The organism is Clostridium sp. UBA4395 (assembly GCF_002390995.1).
Lineage (GTDB): Bacteria > Bacillota > Clostridia > Clostridiales > Clostridiaceae > Clostridium_J > Clostridium_J sulfidigenes.
Genome location: NZ_DGRF01000012.1, coordinates 1 through 20,430, shown reverse-complemented (window position 1 = coordinate 20,430; position 20,430 = coordinate 1). Strand labels below are relative to the sequence as shown.

17 protein-coding genes are annotated in these 20,430 nt (G+C 29.4%); 13 read left to right on the top strand and 4 right to left on the bottom strand.

Going from position 1 to position 20,430, the window contains the following annotated elements; translation table 11 throughout:
* Positions 1–210 precede the first annotated feature (210 nt).
* Both pflA and pflB read right to left on the bottom strand, forming a co-directional pair.
* Positions 211–954 carry a pyruvate formate-lyase-activating protein gene (gene pflA, locus B2694_RS00800; RefSeq protein WP_346884152.1) on the bottom strand — a complete coding sequence of 248 codons (744 nt, stop codon included), beginning with the start codon at positions 952–954 and terminating at the stop codon, positions 211–213.
* Between the two features lie 174 nt (positions 955–1,128).
* Complete coding sequence (gene pflB / locus B2694_RS00795; protein WP_346884151.1) at positions 1,129–3,360, bottom strand: formate C-acetyltransferase; 2,232 nt, start codon at positions 3,358–3,360, stop codon at positions 1,129–1,131.
* 572 nt (positions 3,361–3,932) lie between these two features.
* On the opposite strand from pflB, the gene B2694_RS00790 reads away from it, so the two are divergent.
* The 12 genes from B2694_RS00790 (at position 3,933) to B2694_RS00735 (ending at position 16,940) form a co-directional block, all read left to right on the top strand.
* Positions 3,933–4,724 carry a hypothetical protein gene (locus tag B2694_RS00790; RefSeq protein WP_346884150.1) on the top strand — a complete coding sequence of 264 codons (792 nt, stop codon included), beginning with the start codon at positions 3,933–3,935 and terminating at the stop codon, positions 4,722–4,724.
* Positions 4,725–4,925: 201 nt separating this feature from the next.
* Positions 4,926–6,215 (top strand): trigger factor, encoded by a 1,290-nt coding sequence (tig, locus tag B2694_RS00785; protein WP_346884149.1) that lies wholly within the window; start codon positions 4,926–4,928, stop codon positions 6,213–6,215.
* Between the two features lie 122 nt (positions 6,216–6,337).
* Complete coding sequence (gene clpP, locus B2694_RS00780; RefSeq protein ID WP_035135664.1) at positions 6,338–6,922, top strand: ATP-dependent Clp endopeptidase proteolytic subunit ClpP; 585 nt, start codon at positions 6,338–6,340, stop codon at positions 6,920–6,922.
* A gap of 18 nt (positions 6,923–6,940) precedes the next feature.
* Entirely contained in the window at positions 6,941–8,233 is a 1,293-nt protein-coding gene (clpX, locus tag B2694_RS00775) for an ATP-dependent Clp protease ATP-binding subunit ClpX (RefSeq protein ID WP_346884148.1), read from the top strand.
* 139 nt (positions 8,234–8,372) lie between these two features.
* Entirely contained in the window at positions 8,373–10,064 is a 1,692-nt protein-coding gene (lonB, locus tag B2694_RS00770; RefSeq protein WP_346884147.1) for an ATP-dependent protease LonB, read from the top strand.
* 316 nt (positions 10,065–10,380) lie between these two features.
* Entirely contained in the window at positions 10,381–12,714 is a 2,334-nt protein-coding gene (lon, locus tag B2694_RS00765) for an endopeptidase La (RefSeq protein WP_346884146.1), read from the top strand.
* Entirely contained in the window at positions 12,704–13,294 is a 591-nt protein-coding gene (gene yihA, locus B2694_RS00760) for a ribosome biogenesis GTP-binding protein YihA/YsxC (protein ID WP_150844424.1), read from the top strand. The genes lon and yihA overlap by 11 nt, the downstream gene beginning before the upstream one ends.
* Before the next feature lie 109 nt (positions 13,295–13,403).
* Complete coding sequence (locus tag B2694_RS00755; RefSeq protein ID WP_346884145.1) at positions 13,404–14,135, top strand: CPBP family intramembrane glutamic endopeptidase; 732 nt, start codon at positions 13,404–13,406, stop codon at positions 14,133–14,135.
* 253 nt (positions 14,136–14,388) lie between these two features.
* Positions 14,389–14,994 (top strand): hypothetical protein, encoded by a 606-nt coding sequence (locus tag B2694_RS00750; protein WP_346884144.1) that lies wholly within the window; start codon positions 14,389–14,391, stop codon positions 14,992–14,994.
* 65 nt (positions 14,995–15,059) lie between these two features.
* Entirely contained in the window at positions 15,060–15,389 is a 330-nt protein-coding gene (locus tag B2694_RS00745; RefSeq protein ID WP_346884143.1) for a hypothetical protein, read from the top strand.
* 129 nt (positions 15,390–15,518) lie between these two features.
* Complete coding sequence (locus B2694_RS00740; RefSeq protein ID WP_346884142.1) at positions 15,519–15,794, top strand: hypothetical protein; 276 nt, start codon at positions 15,519–15,521, stop codon at positions 15,792–15,794.
* A gap of 180 nt (positions 15,795–15,974) precedes the next feature.
* Entirely contained in the window at positions 15,975–16,940 is a 966-nt protein-coding gene (locus B2694_RS00735; protein ID WP_346884141.1) for a hypothetical protein, read from the top strand.
* 193 nt (positions 16,941–17,133) lie between these two features.
* Here B2694_RS00735 and B2694_RS00730 read toward each other — a convergent pair whose 3' ends face one another.
* Together B2694_RS00730 and B2694_RS00725 are read right to left on the bottom strand one after the other, a co-directional pair.
* Entirely contained in the window at positions 17,134–18,069 is a 936-nt protein-coding gene (locus B2694_RS00730; protein WP_346884140.1) for a hypothetical protein, read from the bottom strand.
* A gap of 92 nt (positions 18,070–18,161) precedes the next feature.
* Complete coding sequence (locus tag B2694_RS00725) at positions 18,162–18,581, bottom strand: Fur family transcriptional regulator (RefSeq protein ID WP_035135687.1); 420 nt, start codon at positions 18,579–18,581, stop codon at positions 18,162–18,164.
* Positions 18,582–18,794: 213 nt separating this feature from the next.
* On the opposite strand from B2694_RS00725, the gene B2694_RS00720 reads away from it, so the two are divergent.
* Positions 18,795–20,171, top strand: coding sequence for a PhoH family protein (locus tag B2694_RS00720; protein WP_035135555.1), 1,377 nt, complete (start codon positions 18,795–18,797; stop codon positions 20,169–20,171).
* The last annotated feature ends 259 nt before the right edge of the window (positions 20,172–20,430 follow it).

The following is a 20,430-nucleotide window of genomic DNA, read 5'->3' as shown; positions in this document are numbered from 1 at the left end:
TCATATCAGCTTAACAGAATCATAAAATTTATATAAATATATTTTTTGAATATTATATATATTATAATGTATTAGTAATTATCTCATAAAAGAGATGGTTAGTAAATAGAATTGTATAACTTATAAGTATATGATTTAAATTATGGTTTATTACTAACCTGTGGATAAACTTGGGGATTATGTGGAAAAAAATGTAAAAGTATTAACAGATTAAGAAATTTTACTCTTTTTACTTTGTTGAACTTTAGATATTAAATAATCTTGAAGTTGACTACAGGTTTCTTTGTCCATTTGATTTACACCATCTAGCCTATAGTCTATACCTAAACTCTCATATTTATTTACACCTAAAAGGTGATAAGGTAATAATTCTATTTTATCTACATTAGGAATTTCTTCATTTATTATATTTGCTATCTTATCCATATGCTCTAAAGTATCTGTATAATCAGGAACTACCACATGCCTAACCCATACACGAGCTTTAGATTTTCTAAGAGCTGACAAGAATAAGTTAACATCTCGTGTATCCCTACCAGTAAGAGTTACATATCCATCACTATTAATATGTTTTATATCTAATAAAACTAGATCAGTATACTTTAATATTTCATCATAGTCACCGTGTCCATAGCCAGCGGTATCAATAGCCGTATGAATACCTAGCTCTTTGCATTTTTTTAATAATTCTAATAAAAATTCAGATTGAACAAGAGGGTCTCCACCAGAGAATGTTACACCACCTCCAGAAGGTTGAAAATAGGGTTTAAATCTTATGATTTTATTTATAATTTCTTCAGAAGTGACTTCCTTACCATCTTTTAAGTTCCAAGTATCTGGATTGTGGCAATAAGCACACCTTAATTTGCATCCTTGAAAAAATACTACAGTTCTTATACCAGGACCATCGACTAGACCCATGCTTTCTATTGAGTGAATTCTACCAGTTTTCATTATAAAGCCTCCTTGCAATTTAAACTAAATAACATAATTAACTTTATACAAAAAATAAATTCTATAATTTCTCTATAAAATTAATTTAAGTTCCTTTAAAAATGCTAAATATAGTAGAGATATCTAACTAAGACATCTCTACTATGTTGTTATAATTAATTCTTTTTATTTAGATTACATTGATGCGTGGAAAGTTCTGTTAACAACATCTAATTGTTGTTCTCTTGTTAATTTAATAAAGTTAACAGCATATCCAGAAACTCTTACAGTCAACTGAGGATATTTTTCTGGATGATCCATAGCATCTAATAAAGTTTCTCTATTAAATACATTTACATTTAAGTGATGAGCATTTTGTACAAAATATCCATCTAATAAGTTACTTAAGTTTGATATTCTGTTTTCAGAGCATTTTCCTAAAGCATCTGGAATAATTGAGAAAGTATTAGAAATACCATCTTGAGAATATTCATATGGTAATTTAGCTACAGAGTTTAGAGATGCTAAAGAACCGCTACTATCTCTTCCGTGCATAGGATTAGCACCAGGAGCAAATGGCTCACCAGCTTTTCGTCCACAAGGTGTTGAACCAGTTTTTTTACCATAAACTACGTTTGAAGTTATTGTAAGCACTGATTGAGTGTGATATGCATTTCTGTATGTTTTGTTCTTTTTAATCTTATTCATCATAGTTTCAACTAAGTATACTGCTATATCATCAACTCTATCATCATCATTTCCGTATTTAGGGAAGTCACCTTGGATTTCAAAGTCTACTGCTATTCCTTGTTCATTTCTAATAGGCTTAACTTTAGCATATTTAATTGCAGATAAAGAGTCTGCACATACTGAAAGTCCAGCTATACCACATGCCATTGTTCTAAATACATCTCTATCATGTAAAGCCATTTGTAAAGATTCATAAGAGTATTTATCGTGCATATAGTGAATAACATTCAATGTGTTAACATAAAGTTTAGCTAACCATTCTACCATAACATCGAATTTTTCTATAACTTCATCATAGCTTAAGTATTCAGAAGTGATTTTTTCCATCTTAGGAGCAACTTGTACTCCAGATTTTTCATCTACACCACCATTTATAGTATATAATAAAGTCTTAGCTAAGTTTACTCTAGCTCCAAAGAATTGCATTTGTTTACCAACTTTCATAGCTGATACACAGCAAGCTATAGCGTAGTCATCACCCCAATAAGTTGTCATTAAATCGTCATTTTCATACTGAACAGAGCTTGTATCAATAGATACTTTTGAACAGAAATCTTTAAATCCTTGAGGTAATCTTGTTGACCATAGTACAGTTAAGTTTGGCTCAGGTGATGCTCCTAATGTATATAATGTATTAAGCATTCTGAAAGAGTTTTTAGTTACTAATGTTCTTCCATCTAATCCCATACCGCCTATTACTTCAGTAACCCAAGTTGGATCTCCAGAGAATAGGTTGTTATAATCAGAAGTTCTTAAAAACTTTACTAATCTTAACTTCATTACAAAGTGATCTACCATTTCTTGAGCATCTTCTTCAGTAAGAATACCATTATCGATATCTCTTTGAATATATATATCAATGAAAGTAGAAGTTCTACCAAGAGACATAGCAGCACCATTTTGTTGTTTTATTGCACCAAGATACCCAAAATATAACCATTGAATAGCTTCTTGAGCATTTTTAGCAGGAACTGATATATCAAATCCATAACTAGCTGCCATTGTTTTTAACTCGTTAAGAGCCACTATCTGATCAGATAATTCCTCTCTTAATTGAATAACATCAGCATCTATAGTGCTAACTTCTAAGCTTTTCTTTTGTTGAATTTTATCTTCTATTAATCTATCTATACCATATAAAGCAACTCTTCTATAGTCACCTATGATTCTACCTCTTCCATAAGCATCTGGTAAACCTGTTACTATACCATATTTTCTAGCTAATTTCATTTCATCTGTATAAGCATCAAAAACTCCTTGATTATGAGTTTTACGATGTTTTGAGAATATTTCAGAAATCAAAGGGTCGATTTCGTATCCATAAGATTTAGCTGCGGTTTCAGCCATTCTTATTCCACCTTGAGGCATAACAGCTCGTTTAAGTGGAGCGTCAGTTTGAACACCAACAATTTTTTCAAGATTCTTATCTATATACCCTGGGTTATATGCATCTATTTTAGATATGGTTTTAGTATCAACATCTAAAACACCACCGTTTTCTATTTCTTTTTTAAATAATTCACTTACTTCATTCCACAATTTGTTTGTAGCTTTTGTAGCACCTGTTAAAAATGATGCATCACCTTCATATGGAGTATAGTTAGTTTGAATGAAGTCTCTTACATTAACTTCTCTTTTCCAAGTTTTGCCGTTAAAGCCATTCCATTGAGTAAACATATATAATCCTCCTAAAAAATAATTTTTAATAAAATTAAAGTATAAAACAGATGTAGTTTATTTGTTTTATGTACTAAAATTATTAAATAATAATTTGAATTTAAATTTAATTTTATCTCCATCTGTTATAATTGTACAACTATAACAGATGAAAAACAACAGTTTTTTTAACAAGAATAAAAGATTAAAAATTTAGAAAATTAAAACAAGTAAAGGATTAAATTTGTGAAATTCAGTAAAAAAGATAATTGCAAGGAGACATTTAACAATTTTCATTAAAGGTTAATTTTAAGATGAATATAACAGTTTAAATGAAATTTTGAAACAGAGAGAAGTTAATTTGTTGTAAAATACAATTTTATATATTAAAGTAATAAAGTAATGATAAATGGAAACATAAAACAAAAAATAAAGCTGGTTAATATAATTAAATAAATTAATTGTAAATTTAAATTGATTTGGTATAAAAAAATGTTAATTTATAATAAGTTGAGTTATAATAAGTTAAGAGAATATAATTATGAATCAAAATGTATAGTAAAATAATAAAGTTAACTATGGAGGTAAAAGCTGTGAGGAAAAAGCCAAGTATGTTTAGTAAGGATTATCGCAGACAGTTAAAGCTGAGGCGTATAAAATATATGATTATATTTTTGATTATAATAATGGTTATTGGGATAACTGGATTAGTTTTTACTAATAGAGAAGGAATAGTGGCTATAAAAAATTTTTTTATTAAAGAAAGTACAGAGGACAATGACCATAAATCAGAAGAAAATAAGAATAAAACTGAAGAAAATTCTGAAGAGGGAAGTATTGTAGAGGAAAAGTCTACTAAAACTTATTCAGATGTAGTTCTTAAATCAGGAAAAAAAGTTACTATTAATTATGAAGAAAAAGATCAAGTTAAGAAAATCAACACAATTGATTCAGATTCACAAGTTAAATGTAGTATAGCCCCATCACAAGAAATGATTTTAATTTTAGACAAAGAAGCTCAAGATATGTATATTTTAAATAGTAACGAGAAACTAATAAACATCACCAATGAACAGTATGTATCAACTACTAATGAAGTATTTAACAAGGAAAACGTATTAAAATATAATCCTTCTTATAAATGGGTTGAAAGTGCACAATTTATTGACAATACACATATTGCATATTCTAGTAGTTTGCCTTGGATAAATAACAGTGATGATAAGTATTTGTGGATATATAATATTGAGAGTAATACCCATAGGGGATTTTATAATGTAAAAGGAAAAACTTTTGAAGTGGGACAAATAACAGATAAGGGTCTCACTATATCTTTAGACAATAAGGAAATAGTTGTGGATAAAGATGGTAAAATAGTTGAATAAATATATCATGGGAAAAAGTATTGTACATAATAATAGTATTATTGTATAATTTATTAGGTAATATTTAATTTATTATCATAAATTTAGAGAATGATGATGTATCTGACTAACAGTTAAATAATGAAATGTACTATTTACTTTACTAAATTTATGTTATAATTTTAAGAAATACAGAGTTGGGAATATTAGGAGGAAGAAATAATGAACGTTAAAATGGAGAAGCTAGAAAAAAACGTTGTTAAATTTGAAGTAACAATAGGAGCAGATAAATTTGCAGAAGCTGTTAAAAAATCTTATGCAAAAAATGCGAAAAAATTCAATGTGCCTGGATTTAGAAAAGGTAAGGCTCCAATGAATATAATTAAACAATACTATGGTGAAGGTGCATTATATGAGGATGCTATAAACTACATATATGAAACTACTTATCCAGAAGTATTAGCAGAAAATAATATAAATCCAGTAGATTATCCATCAATTGATATTGTTCAAATTGGTGAAGGTAAGGAATTTATATATACTGCGTCAGTACCAGTAGTACCAGAAGTTGAATTAGGTGCTTATAAAGGAATAGAAGCAAAGAAAGAAGTAGTAGAAGTTACAGATGAGGATGTAGAAAATAAATTAAAAGAATTACAAGCTCAAAATACAAGAGTAGAAGTTAAAGAGGGAGCTGTTGAAAAAGGTGATATAGCAGTTATAGACTTCAAAGGTTATGTAGATGAAGTTGCTTTTGAAGGCGGAGAAGCTAAAGATTATGAATTAGAAATAGGGTCAGGTAGCTTTATTGATAACTTTGAAGATCAAATAGTTGGATTAACAGCTGGAGAGTCTAAAGACGTAAAGGTTAATTTCCCAGAACAATATGGAAAAGAAGATTTAAATGGAAAACCAGCTAAATTTGAGGTAACAGTTAAATCAGTTAAGAAAAAAGAATTACCAGAAATAACTGATGAATTTGCTAGTGAGGTTTCTGAATTTGAAACTTTAGAGGAACTTAGAAACAGTATAAGAGAAGAATTAGTAAAAGCTAACGAGTTGAAAGCAATAAATGAATATGAAATGGCTGTTATAGAAACTGTAGTAGCTAATGCTAATGTGGAAATTCCAGATGCTATGGTAAATAGAGAATTAGATGGAATGCTACAAGATTTAGAAAATAGATTAAAGTATCAAGGTTTAGATATAGAAAGTTACTTTAAGTTTACAAATACTTCAGAAGCTGACTTTAGAGAACAAATGAAAGATATAGCAACTAAAAATGTTAAAAATGAATTAGTATTAGGTGAAATTGCTAAAGCTGAGAAAATTGAAGCATCAGAAGATGAGATAAGAGAAAAAGCTACAGAGATTGCTAGTAAGTATGGTGAAGCTGAGAAAATGGAAGAAACTGTTGATAGATTAGTTCAAGTTCAAAGAGAATACCTTGGAACTCAAATAGTAAATGAAAAAATTAAGAACATGATAATGGAAAATAGCAAAACTATTTAAGTTAATTAATAATTGCCAGTATATACTGGCAATTATTTTAAATAAAATAGGTTAAAATAATTTTAATGAGGATATAATAGTAAATATTCTAATATATTTACAATAGTAAGGAGGTTGTAATTATGAGTTATATACCAATGGTTGTAGAGCAAACTGGTAAGGGCGAGCGATCTTATGATATATATTCTAGATTATTAAAAGAAAGAATTATTTTTTTATCTGATGAAGTAAATGATGTTACTGCTAGTTTAATTGTAGCACAGCTTTTATTTTTAGAGTCAGAGGACCCAGATAAGGATATATATCTATATATAAATAGCCCTGGTGGTTCAATAACTTCTGGAATGGCAATTTATGATACAATGAACTATATAAAGCCGGAGGTTTCTACAATTTGTGTAGGAATGGCTGCATCTATGGGAGCTTTTCTACTTGCAGCAGGACAAAAGGGAAAAAGATATGCGCTTCCTAACAGTGAGATAATGATACATCAACCGTTAGGTGGATTTAAAGGTCAAGCAACTGACATTGATATTCATGCTAAAAGAATATTAAAGATAAAAGAAACTCTTAATGAAATATTAAGTGAAAGAACAGGCAAGCCTTTAGATAAAATAAAACAAGATGTTGAAAGAGATTATTTTATGTCCGCGGATGAAGCTAAGGAATATGGATTAGTAGATGAAGTAATTGTTAAAAAGAAATAGCTTTAAAGGGGTGTCAACATGCCAAGAAATGAAGAAAAGAAAAAATTTAAATGTTCTTTTTGTGGAAAAAGTGAAGAGCAAGTAAGAAGACTTATTGCAGGTCCAGGTGTATATATTTGTGATGAGTGCATTGAACTTTGTTCTGAAATCATAGTAGACGAAAGAGAAGAGGATGTCCAAATTGACATGGGCACATTACCTAAACCTAAAGAAATTAGAAAGTATTTAGATCAGTATGTAGTAGGGCAAGATGATGCTAAAAAGGCTTTGTCTGTAGCAGTGTATAATCATTATAAAAGAATAAATTCTAATGTTATGGATAATGATATAGAACTACAAAAAAGTAATATACTTCTTTTAGGACCAACTGGTTCAGGTAAAACTTTATTAGCTCAAACACTAGCAAAAATGTTAAATGTACCTTTTGCAATAGCAGATGCTACAACACTTACAGAAGCTGGATATGTAGGTGAGGACGTAGAAAATATATTATTAAAATTAATTCAAAACTCTGATTATGATATAGAAAGAGCTGAAAGAGGCATTATATATATCGACGAGATTGATAAGATCGCACGTAAGTCCGAAAATCCATCTATAACTAGAGATGTTTCTGGTGAAGGGGTTCAGCAAGCTTTACTTAAAATTCTTGAGGGAACTGTATCTTCAGTACCACCACAAGGAGGAAGAAAACATCCACATCAAGAGTTTATCCAAATAAATACATCTAATATATTATTTATTTGTGGTGGAGCTTTTGATGGGTTAGAAAAAATTATAACAAAGAGAACTCAAAAATCAGCCATGGGATTTGGTGCAGAAGTGGTTTCTAAGGAAAAACAAGACTTAGGAGAATTATTTAAGCAAATAATGCCAGGTGATTTACTGAAGTTTGGATTAATTCCAGAGTTTGTAGGAAGAATTCCTGTAATAGTAACTTTAGATAACTTAGATGAAGATGCTCTTGTAAAAATATTAAGTGAACCTAAAAATGCATTAGTGAAGCAGTATCAAAAGTTATTAGAAATTGATGATGTTAGACTTGAATTCGATGAAAATGCTCTTATAGCTATAGCTAAAGAAGCAATAAAGAGAAGCACAGGAGCAAGGGGATTAAGAGCAATAATAGAAGATATAATGCAGGAAATAATGTATGAGATTCCTTCACGTGAAGAAATAGAAAAAGTTATAATTCATGAAGAAACTTTAAATACAAAGATTCCTGAATATATCATTGCAGACAATGGAAAGAGAGAACCTTTAAAAATAGATAATAAAAAGGGTGTAAAGAGAACACCTGAACTTGCATAATATAAAAACTGCTGAAATTCAGCAGTTTTTTCTTGTTATAGAATATTAATCCAATATATTGTGAATAATACTATTGTGACTTAAATAATTAGTAAAGGGAGGGAAGATTAGTTTGCTTATAAAGTAGGCTAATATTGATATGGAACCAGTAGCGATTTTGATTATGCTAATACAACTATTAGTTACAATAGTAATGGGAATTTACTTCTTTAATGCATTAAAGGGACAAAAATCATCTAAGATTACAATTAATAAAGAGAACACTAAAGAAATTGAAAAGCTGAGAAAGTTAAAAAGTATATGTTTGACTGAGCCTTTAACAGAAAAGAGTAGACCTAGAAATTTTGAAGATATAATTGGTCAAGAAAAGGGTATTAAGGCTTTAAAAGCAGCCATATGTGGTCCCAATCCTCAACATGTTATAATATATGGGCCTCCAGGAATAGGAAAAACAGCAGCAGCAAGACTTGTATTAGAAGAGGCAAAACTAATTCCAGCGTCACCATTTAAGGCAGCTTCTTCTTTTGTAGAAATTGATGCTACAACTATAAGATTTGATGAAAGAGGAATAGCGGATCCATTAATAGGATCAGTTCATGATCCAATATATCAGGGGGCGGGTCCATTAGGTGTTATAGGAGTACCACAACCAAAACCTGGAGCAGTTACAAAAGCACATGGAGGAGTCCTATTTATTGATGAAATAGGTGAATTACATCCTATAGAAATGAATAAGTTATTGAAAGTTTTGGAAGATAGAAAAGTATTTTTGGATAGTGCATATTATAATAGTGAAGATCCTAATATGCCATCTTATATTAAAGAGATATTTGAAGAAGGACTTCCTGCTGACTTTAGATTAATAGGTGCAACAACTAGAAGTCCAGAAGAAATTGTTCCAGCTATTAGGTCTAGATGTGTAGAAATATTTTTTAGAGCTCTAGATGGAGATGAAATAGAAATAATTGCAAAGAATGCAGCAGAAAAAATTGGAATATCAATAGACGAAGAAGCAGCAAAACTGGTTGGGATGTTTGCTAATAATGGTCGTGATGCTGTAAATTTGGTTCAATTAGCTTGTGGAATTGTAATTAATGAAAATAGAAATACTGTTAGTATAAATGAAATACAATGGGTTATTGAGAATGGACAATACTCACCAAAGCCTAATAAAAAAATATGTGCGAAACCAAAGGTTGGTTATGTAAATGGCCTTGCGGTATATGGTTCAAATGTTGGATCTGTAATGGAAATAGAGGCAACAGCAACAAAGGCAAGAGATAGAGAAGGAATAGTAAAAATAACAGGTATTGTTGAGGAAGAGGAATTAGGAGATAAGGGTAGAAAATTAAAACGAAAAAGTACAGCAAGAAATTCTATTGATAATGTAATTACAGTGTTGGAGAGAATATACAACATAGATACAAAAAAATACGATATACATGTTAATTTTCCTGGGGGAATACCTGTAGATGGTCCTTCTGCTGGAATAAGTATGACTACTGCAATTTATAGTGCAATAACAGGTAGGAGTGTAGATAATAATATAGCTATGACAGGAGAAATATCTATTCATGGTGAAGTAAAGCCAGTTGGTGGTGTTACAGCTAAGATTACTGGTGCTATAAAAGCTGGTGCAAAAAAGGTTTTAATTCCAAAAGAAAATTGGCAAGAGGTATATAAAGATTATAAAGATATAAAAGTAATACCGGTAAATACTATAAAGGAAGTAATAGATGAAGCAATAATAAAAGAACAAATTCTTCATATAAGCGTAGAAAAAAAAGACCAAGGGTTTGAATTGAATATGTTACCACAATTAGATGCTTAAAGCTAATCCCTATAGAAGTTTAATTGATAAAACTTTTATAGGGATTATTTAATTGAAAAATTATATTTTTATAGGTATAATATACTAGTCTAATTATAATTAATACAATAAACATATATCATTTAGATGTTTTATTAAAGTAGGATTTTCTTATAAAAGTTATACTTTACAATAAAAAAGAAAATACTGCACTGCCCTGAAAGATTCCTGTATAAATACTTAGGTTGAATTATTAGTTTGAGTAAACTAGATAAGATTTTATAATATGAAATTAAGTAAGATTAAATAATAGATTAGATAGAAATGAGGAGATGTTATGGAGAATCAAATAATGAAACTTCCATTAATTCCCCTTAGGGGATTAAGTATCTTTCCACATATGGCTTTAAACTTTGATATAGGAAGAAAGAAATCTATAGAAGCAATTAATAAAGCCATGGATGAAGATCAAAAGATATTTATAATAAGTCAAAGAGAAGCAACTACTGAAAATCCAATTGAAAAAGATATATATAATGTTGGATGTGTATGTACAATAAAGCAATTTATGAAGTTGCCAGGGAATCACTTGCGAGTATTAGTAGAGGGAGAATATAGGGCTAAGCTTGTAAAATATTTAGATGAAGATGATTGTATAAGTGCAGAAGTTGAAGCAGTTGAAGAGTTGGATATAGAGGATAAAACAGAATCTGAAGGATATAAAAACTCACTAAATGATATGTTTATTAATTACTTAGAATTAGCTGGTGAAGAATTTAAAGATTTAATAGTGGAATTAGAAGCAGAAGAAGATAATAGTGTATACTGCGATGTAATAAGTGCATTTCTACCGGTAAAGGCTGATGTAAAGCAGGAGTTATTAGAAATTACTTCAATAAAAGAAAGAATGGAAAAATTATTAGTTATTCTTAAAAAAGAGATTGAAGTTGTAAAAGTAGAGAAGCTTATAAGTAATAAGGTTAAAGCTAGAGTAAGTGCATCTCAAAAAGAGTACTATCTTAGAGAACAACTTAAGGTAATTCAAGAAGAGCTAGGAGAAGAAGATGAGTTTGGAAGAGAAATAGCTAATTATGAAAAAAAATTAGGACAAATTAAATTACCTAAAGATGTTAAAACTAAGATAGAGTTTGAAATTAATAGACTTAAAAATATTGGTCCTTCATCCCAAGAGGGATCGGTTATAAAAACTTATTTAGACACTATTTTAGGTATGCCATGGAATAAGCTAACAAAAGATAATTTAGACTTAACTAATGCTAGAAAAGTTTTAGATGAGGAACATTACGGATTAGAAGACGTAAAAGAAAGAATTATAGAATATTTAGCAGTTAGAAAAATGAGTAAATCATTAAAGTCACCTATAGTATGCTTAGTTGGACCTCCAGGGGTTGGTAAAACATCTATTGCAAAATCAGTGGCTAATTCACTAGGACGAAAATTTGTAAGAATGAGTTTAGGTGGAGTAAAAGATGAGGCTGAAATTCGAGGTCACAGAAAAACGTATGTAGGAGCAATTCCAGGACGAATTGTATCTGCATTAAAGGAAGTTGGTTACAAAAATCCGGTATGCCTTTTAGATGAAATAGATAAAGTATCAAAGGATTATAAAGGAAATGTAGAAGATGCTCTTCTTGAGGTGCTAGATTCAGAACAGAATAAGACCTTTAGGGATCACTATATAGATGTAGAGTTTGATTTGTCAAAGGTATTATTTATAACTACAGCAAATACTTTAGATACTATATCTAGACCACTATTAGATAGAATGGAAGTAATAGAGGTTTCAGGCTATACTACAGAAGAAAAATATGAAATAGCAAAGAAATATTTAGTACCTAAAGTTATGAAGGAATATTCTGTGGAAGATGGTCAGATTATAGTTAATGAAAGTGCTTTAAGAACTATAATAGATAGATATACAAGAGAATCAGGAGTTAGGAATCTAGAAAGAAAGATAGCTTCAGTAATAAGAAAATCTATAACCGAAATAATGGAAAGCAATAAGAAAAAAATAACTATAAATTCTTTAACTGTTAAGAAGTATCTAGGTTCTGAATTATATAGCTATGATGGTTTAGATAAAGAAGATAAAATTGGAGTAGTCACAGGTCTTGCATGGACTGGATATGGTGGTGATACGCTTCCCGTAGAAGTAGCAGTAATGGAGGGTGATGGTAAACTTCAACTTACAGGTCAACTAGGAGATGTAATGAAGGAATCAGCTAAGGCAGGTTACAGTTATGTAAGGGCTCATTGTGACATGTATGGTATAGATAAAGAATTTTATAAAAATAAAGATATACACATTCATATACCAGAAGGAGCTATTCCAAAGGATGGTCCATCCGCTGGAGTTACTATGGTTACAGCTATGGTTTCTGCTTTAAGTAACAGAAAAATAAAATATTCAGTAGCTATGACAGGAGAAGTTACTTTAACTGGTAGAGTATTACCCATAGGGGGACTTAAAGAAAAAAGTCTGGCTGCTTACAGAATGGGAATAAAAACTATAATTATTCCTAAAGCTAATGAAAAAGACTTAAAGGATATACCAAAAGTTATAAAAAATAAAATAAAATTTATACCAGTAGAAAAAATTGAAGATGTATTGAAGAATGCACTAGTTGGAGAAGAGAAAAATGGAAATTAAACAAGCAGAATTTAAAACTTCGGCTGTAAAGCCCACCCAATATCCAGAAGATGGAATGTGCGAAATTGCCTTTGTTGGTAGATCTAATGTAGGAAAGTCGTCACTTATTAATACATTAACAAATAGAAGAAAGTTAGTTAAGGTAAGTGGTACACCTGGCAAAACAAGACTTATAAATTTCTTTACTATAAATAATAAGCTATACTTTGTAGATTTACCTGGATATGGATATGCTAAAGTGTCAAAAAGCGAGAAGGCTACTTGGGGAAAAATGATGGAACAATATTTAATAAATAGGCCAGAATTGAAAAAAGTAGTTATTTTAGTGGACTGTAGGCATAAACCAACTGGTGATGATATAATGATGTATGAGTGGATTAAGCATTATGGTTATGAAGTTATAGTTGTAGCAACTAAAAAAGATAAGTTAACTAAAAGTGAATTACAGAGGAGCGCTAAGGTAATAAAAGAAACCTTAAAGCTTGGAAAAGAAGATAAATTATTGTTCTTCTCTTCTTTAAAAAAGGAAGGAAAAGAAGAATTACTTGAGGAAATATTTAAAGACTTAGGACTTGAATAAAATAAAGGGTTATTGATTAGAGAAATCAATGACCCTTTATTTATGATATAATAATATTGAGTTACTTTTAAACATATAAGTATATATGTGATTAAAGAGGGGTGTTTATTTGAAGATATTAGGAAATTTATTTATTATATTTATGCTTTATATTTTACCACTAGTATTTTATCTAAGAACAGTGAAAATAAAAAGAAATTCTAAGCTAATTAAAATTATGGTGAGTATAGGATATATATCATTGTATTTCTTATTACCTGAACTTTATAATAATATATTACCTTTTGTTTTAATAATTTTTATTTTAGCTAATTGGGTTAGTTCAAAATGTAAGAATGATGATTATATAAAATACAGGTTTTCTTTAGGTGATTTTAAAATAGGTAAAGCGTTGATATATGTGTTATTAGTTTATGGATTTATAATAATGTGTGGTTTGTTTTGGCTTTTATTGCTGTTATTGTTAAAGATACCTATTGAACAACAACAAGTTATAACTATGCTAAGTAATTATGATTTAGTTTCTTTTATAATAACTATTCCTTTTACAGTTATTTTTGCACCAGTGGTTGAAGAATTCGTTTTTAGGTACTTATTTTATGGTAAGTTTTTAAGAAGTAGACTTAAGGGGGAGTTTGGATTTATAATATCTGCATCTATTGTTAGTATATTATTTGCATCTATTCACTTTAGTATTAGTGCTTTTGCTTCTTTATTTGTAGTAAGTTTTTTCAACTGCTATCTAATTGAAAAGGAAGGGTTTTGGTATTCAGTATTTACCCACTTATTTGTTAATGGAGTTTCTACTGTTATAATACTTCTAAGCAAGATAATTTTATAGTAATAACATAATAAAAAGTCATCTTATAATTTTCTTTATTGAAAATTATGAGATGACTTTTTTATCACCGATTTTATGGAAAAACATATATTGTAGTAAAGAGGCTTAGGAAAAACACACTAAAAATACTATAGATTAAATATATAAAAAACTTCAAGAATATAATTATCAGTGTCAAAACTTAAGCAAAATCATATATTGTATTATACAAATGATGATATAAAAATGTAAATATAATAGGAGGATAAAAACTATGAGTGACTATTCAAATCTATATCAGATGTTTGGCGGAACATGTACAGATGGAAACCCTTCTCAAAACTTTGGATTTGGAAGTGGAAAAATACTAATTTGGATAATATTAATACTAATTTTCTGTAGAGGTGGATTCGGTGGAAATCGTGGATGCGGTGGATTCGGAGGAAACTGTGGATGTGGTGGATGCGGTGGATTCGGAGGAAACTGTGGATGTGGTGGATTCGGTGGATTCGGTGGATTCGGCGGAAACTGTGGATGCGGTGGAAATGATTGCTGTTGCGATCCATGTGATTGCTCATGCTGTTGCTGTGAACCTTGCTGCTGCAAATGTAAAGAATATTGCTGCTGCTGCGGTGGAGTAAGAAAAGATCGTAAAAAACAAAAGCATTATATTATAGAAACTGCTTCATGCAACCCATGCCAATGTTGTAACCCATGTTGTGACCCATGTTGCAATCAAAATCAATGTAGTGGTAATATTGGTTGTTTTGGAAATAGTGGTTTTGGTGGCTTTGGCGGATGTAATATATGCCAAATAATTCTTATAATAGCAATTTTTCTTATAAGAAGAACACCTCAACAAGTATGTAAACCATGCTAAAGAATAAAGTATACAAGAAGCCTATAGATAAGAAAACGATAAATAAAGATTGGAGGAATGAATAAATGTGTGGATATTCAAATAATAGATGTAACTCACAAGCATGTACTATTCTTTTAATAATAGTTATTTTTGCAAATCAAGGATTATTAGATGGTTCATCAAAGTCTAAAAATGCATTAACATTACTTTTCTTATATTGGTTATGTGGATTCAATGGTGGATGTGGAAGTAATAATATGTTAGGAAACTGTAACTATGGATCAATGTGTGGAAACCAATGCTCATGTAGATGTGGATGTGGATGTGGATGTCAATGCAAATGTAAATGCTGCAAGTGTAAATGCAAAGAAAAAAAATGCAAATGTAAAAGAATAAAAGTTTGTTGTGCATAGCACAATAAATATCAAACTAACTAACGGATTATTAATTATCAAGAGAAAAAGTTAATAAGTATCAACAAATGGTTTTAAGTGATTAATCTATGATAATTAGAAAGTACACTTCACAAGAAGGAGGAATTTATGATGTGTGGATGCGGAAATATAGGAAATTCAGGTTGCGGCTTTCAACCATGTACAATTCTACTATTAATCGTAATTCTAAAAAATCAGTGTTTGCTAGACACAGAATGTAATTCAAGTGCTAGAAATGCATTAACTTTAATATTCTTATATTGGTTATGTTGCTCTGGTGGATTTGGTGGATTTGGATTTAATAGAGGAAATACTGGATTTGGCTATAATAATTTTAATAATGGATGTTGCTGCAGAAAACAATGCTGCTGTAAATGTTGCTAAACTATAAGATGTTTAAACAAAAGTAAGGACTGCTTATAAAAGTAGAAATAACAATGGATAAAGAATGATGTAAACCATGGCCCAGTATAGGGGGGTTTCTAGAAAAGTAAGAAAATTAGCAGTCCATGTTATTCATGGATTGCTTTTTTAAAATTTTATAATAAGTAAAGAGGTGAGTAGATGGGAAAGCATAAGCATAGAAAAAGAGATAGAGAAGAAAATTATGTGCAAGAGCAGAATAATAATGGATACTTTGGAGGATATAATGGTAATAATCCAATGAATAATAATATGGGCATGAATGCAATGAATATGGCTGCTAACTTAGGTGCAATGGGAATGAATAATTCAGTTGGAATGAACAACCCAATGGGAATGAATAATCCCATGGAAATGAATCAGATGGGTATGATGAATCCGATGGGAATGAATAATCCTATGAACAATATGGGAGGAAATAATCCGTTGGCTAGTATATTAGGAGGCATGGGCGGAAACTTTAATGGTATTCTGGACTTGCTTAGCAATTTAGGCATAGGCGGAGGTAACACAGGGGATAGTGGTGATTTAATTAGCATGATATCTTCTTTATTAGGGGGAGGTAATACGCAAGCACCTTCTAATAATGTAAACAGTGGTAATAATTCAGTAAATAATCATAGTTCTATAGAACAAATTTTATCTCAGATTAAACCCGAGGATATAGAACAATTAAAAACATTGCTACAGAATATGAATGCTAATAATTATAGTGATGGTAATAATGTCAATAATGAAAATGTTGAAGAGTATACAGATATAAAAAAAAAAGATAAAGAATCAGTAGATGAAATATTAGCTAATCTTGACTTTAATGCCATATTAAATAACATGAATAACTTGGAGTTTTCACGAATAGATTTTTCCAATGTAGATTTAAATAATTTAGACATAAATGACATTATAAAAAGTGATGAGTTTTCAGAAGAAAATATTACTACAGTAGATGAAGCAGATATAATTGAAGAGAACATATTTAGAGATGAAAAAGGGTTAACGGAGGAAGAGTACAATAAGATTATAAATATATTAATTAGACTCATTGATCCAAATAAGATTAAATTATTACAAAAAATTTTTGAATATAATAATTTAGAAAAAGACTAAAATATTTAAATTATATGTATATAAAATATAATTTAGTCAATAATAAAAATGTAATGGAAGTTAAAATCTCCATAAACCTCTAGAAGTAATTTTAGAGGCCCCCCCATCCCCCTGGGACCGTTAGGTCCCATTTTTATTTTTTGAATATAATAATTCCAATAATGGGAGGAGAAAATTAAAAAGGTAAAATAGCTTAATATATATTAACAGAGGTAATTTTAAATGGAAAATCATTATCATTATATTTATTTATCATTATATTTATAGTTAAATTGCTTACTTTTTTACTATCAGATGTGCTTATTACTCTAAAGTTTAATATCCAATTTTCACAGGTTATATTTCCAATATTATCCCAAGCTAAATCTGTAAAATAACCATCTTGAAATTTATAATAATTTGATCCATTAGCAAGTCTAAAAATACTCTCTAAATCTGAGCCACTTATTTGAGAGTAAAAATAGTTGGGAACAGACAAGTAAGGATCAGGCAAACTTTCTATTAAGCATATAAAGTTAGTTATAGTATCTTTGCCTGGTAAAGATGTAGTCAGATTATTATTAAATTCTTTAAGGGAGCCTTGATTATATAGATATCCTTTTAAATTAATATTATTATCTTGAAAATTACCCGACATAATTTTAGGAGTTCTACTATTAGCGCTATCTATAAATCCTAATAAATTATTAGTAGAACAAAATATGTCATCATATCCATTTCCATTCCAAGAAAAAATATGTTGAACAGCTTTATTATGAAAAGAGCTTTGAATAAATATTTCTTTGGAATTATCTCTAGAAATATCTAAGGTGGATACCCTTACAGGCCAATACGTGCAGTATTCTCCAAGGGTCTGCAAATTTTTATCATAGTTTAAACTATAGGTTTCATTACTATTTAAATTTACCTGAGCTAATAAGTGAGAGTTAGATTTTTTAATAAGTATGGAATCTTTTTTATTATCATTATTTAAATCTTCATTAATTACAATATTTTCTTCAGATAAGTTGAAAACATTTTTTCCTTTTAAGTTATCTTCTTCAAAAAATAGTTTAAAAAAACATAAAGTAGCTAATACAAATAAGAATATATTAAATAATTTAGTATGCAAATTATTTTTCTTATACACTATAATCACCCCTCTATAAATTATATGTGTAAAGAGAGATAATAATTATTAAAAATTAGATAAATAAAAAAGAGATTAGATGATCTAATCTCTTATTTTGATTTCTTGCACATAGGGCATAGTCCATAAAAATATACTTTATTAGAAATAATCTCATAATCTGTATTATCTTTCACACTAGAATTTAGAAAATCAAAGTTAACACCTTCTAAATCATCTACCCTAGAGCATTTTATACAATGTATATGAGGATGTGGATCAGCAAAACCATCATATCTAAAGTTGCCTTCTCCAACATTAATCTCTTGAATTAAATTAACGTCTACTAAAACCTTTAGCGTTTTATAAACTGTTGCTAAACTCATAGTTGGATACGCTTCTTTTAAAGCTTTATGAATTGTTTCAGCTGATGGATGTTCTTTTGTTGATTTCAAGTAATTGTATACGGCTATACGCTGAGGTGTAAGTTTCAGTTTTTTTTCTTTGAAAACTTGGGTAAAATTAATATCCATTGAATCACCTCTATAGTTATTTATTATAGATATTATATAATAAATATTATCCATTGTCAAAGGGAAAGAATGGATAATGATTATTATATAATATAGCTATATTATATAATATATTATAGCAATTACAATAAAATATTTATATAAATTTAAAAAATTAATTCAATTAATAAGAAGTCACTCATATATTATAGTATAAGAGAGGAGGAGAATGACTTGAAAAAAACATATGTGTTAGATACTAACGTTATATTATATTCATCAGGAGCATTATTATCTTTTGGTAATAATGATGTAGTAATACCAGAGGTGGTATTAGAGGAGCTGGATGATTTTAAAAAAAATAAAACTGACCTTGGATTAAATGCTAGACAGGCATCGAGAATTATAGATGGATTAAGAAAGTTAGGAAATTTGAATGAAGGAGTACCTCTTCCTGGTGGTGGTAAATTAAGAATAGAGACTAATTGCTTAAATGCAGAAGTTCCAAAGTTTTGGGATAGAAATAAAGCTGATAACAGGATACTCCAAGTATGTAAAGCGTTAAAAGATGCTGGGGAAGATGTTATATTAATTACAAAGGATACCTTTGAAAGAATAAAAGCAGATATTGTTAATGTAAAAAGTGAAGATTTTTATGAGAAGGTAGTTCCAGCTGGAGATGAGCAGTATACTGGTAGAATGGAAGTCTATGTTTCACAAGATAAGCTTTCAGAATTCTATTCAAAAAAGGTTATATCTAAAAATGACGTAGTATGTTATCAAGAAGAAAATGATGAGTACTATACTCCTACCCTTTATACAAATCAATTTTTAGTTATGCATTCCTTAGAAAATAAAAAACAAAGTGCACTAGGTAGATTTGATGGAGAAAATATAGTACATTTGCATTATAAGGATAGCAAACCCCTTGGATTAAGTGCTAGAAATGTAGGACAAAGATTCATGTTAGAGTGTCTATTTACGTCATCTAATATGGCTCCTTTAAGTATAGTAAAAGGTCCAGCAGGAACAGCCAAAACATTATTTTCTTTAGCAGTAGGATTACAGAAAATTATAGAAGAAGAAACTGGTGAATATAGAAAGATATTAGTATGTAGACCTAATGTAACTATGGATGAAGAAATAGGCTTTTTACCAGGTACTGAAGAACAAAAAATATCTCCATTTATGAGACCTATTTTTGATAATTTAGAAGTTCTTGTAGATTCAGATGAAAAAGAAAGATATAAAAATGAAAAAGAGTTACAAGATAAAGTAAATGAATTATTTGATAGAAGGATTATAACCACTGAAGCCATAGCATATTTAAGAGGTAGATCAATAATACGACAGTGGGTAATAATTGATGAGGCTCAAAATCTCTCTCCAAAGCAAGTAAAGGCAATTACAACTAGGGTAGGTATTGGAACAAAACTTATACTTATTGGAGATCCAGACCAAATAGACCACCCATTTATGGATTCTAGGTCTAATGGGTTATGTTATGCATCTGAAAGAATGAAAGGTAGTAAATTGTGTTACCAAGTAACTTTGAAATATGATGAATGTGAAAGATCACCACTATCCTTTGAAGCTGCTCAACGTTTGTAGTATAAATCACAAATTTATTAGGATATAATAATTTTTATAGTATTTATATAGTAGTAAAGAATCGATAAGTATTTTATAATATTTATTGGTTCTTTATTTTGGGCTCTGTAGTTAATTAAAGTTATAAATGTTACAAATACTCCAATATATTATTCAAGAAAAGAGATTAATGCATAGAGTGAGTATAGCTAAAATTGCACCTATTTAAAATGTTACATATGGAACTAGTTAAATATATAAATAGTTAACTAGCATTCCT

Coding starts and splice junctions, on each gene's coding strand:
- pflB (WP_346884151.1), bottom strand. CDS start 3,360: ATGTTTACTCAATGGAATGGCTTTAACGGCAAAACTTGGAAAAGAGAA.
- B2694_RS00750 (WP_346884144.1), top strand. CDS start 14,389: ATGAGTGACTATTCAAATCTATATCAGATGTTTGGCGGAACATGTACA.
- B2694_RS00745 (WP_346884143.1), top strand. CDS start 15,060: ATGTGTGGATATTCAAATAATAGATGTAACTCACAAGCATGTACTATT.
- B2694_RS00725 (WP_035135687.1), bottom strand. CDS start 18,581: ATGGATATTAATTTTACCCAAGTTTTCAAAGAAAAAAAACTGAAACTT.
- lonB (WP_346884147.1), top strand. CDS start 8,373: ATGGAACCAGTAGCGATTTTGATTATGCTAATACAACTATTAGTTACA.
- tig (WP_346884149.1), top strand. CDS start 4,926: ATGAACGTTAAAATGGAGAAGCTAGAAAAAAACGTTGTTAAATTTGAA.
- pflA (WP_346884152.1), bottom strand. CDS start 954: ATGAAAACTGGTAGAATTCACTCAATAGAAAGCATGGGTCTAGTCGAT.
- clpX (WP_346884148.1), top strand. CDS start 6,941: ATGCCAAGAAATGAAGAAAAGAAAAAATTTAAATGTTCTTTTTGTGGA.
- yihA (WP_150844424.1), top strand. CDS start 12,704: ATGGAAATTAAACAAGCAGAATTTAAAACTTCGGCTGTAAAGCCCACC.
- lon (WP_346884146.1), top strand. CDS start 10,381: ATGGAGAATCAAATAATGAAACTTCCATTAATTCCCCTTAGGGGATTA.
- B2694_RS00740 (WP_346884142.1), top strand. CDS start 15,519: ATGATGTGTGGATGCGGAAATATAGGAAATTCAGGTTGCGGCTTTCAA.
- clpP (WP_035135664.1), top strand. CDS start 6,338: ATGAGTTATATACCAATGGTTGTAGAGCAAACTGGTAAGGGCGAGCGA.
- B2694_RS00735 (WP_346884141.1), top strand. CDS start 15,975: ATGGGAAAGCATAAGCATAGAAAAAGAGATAGAGAAGAAAATTATGTG.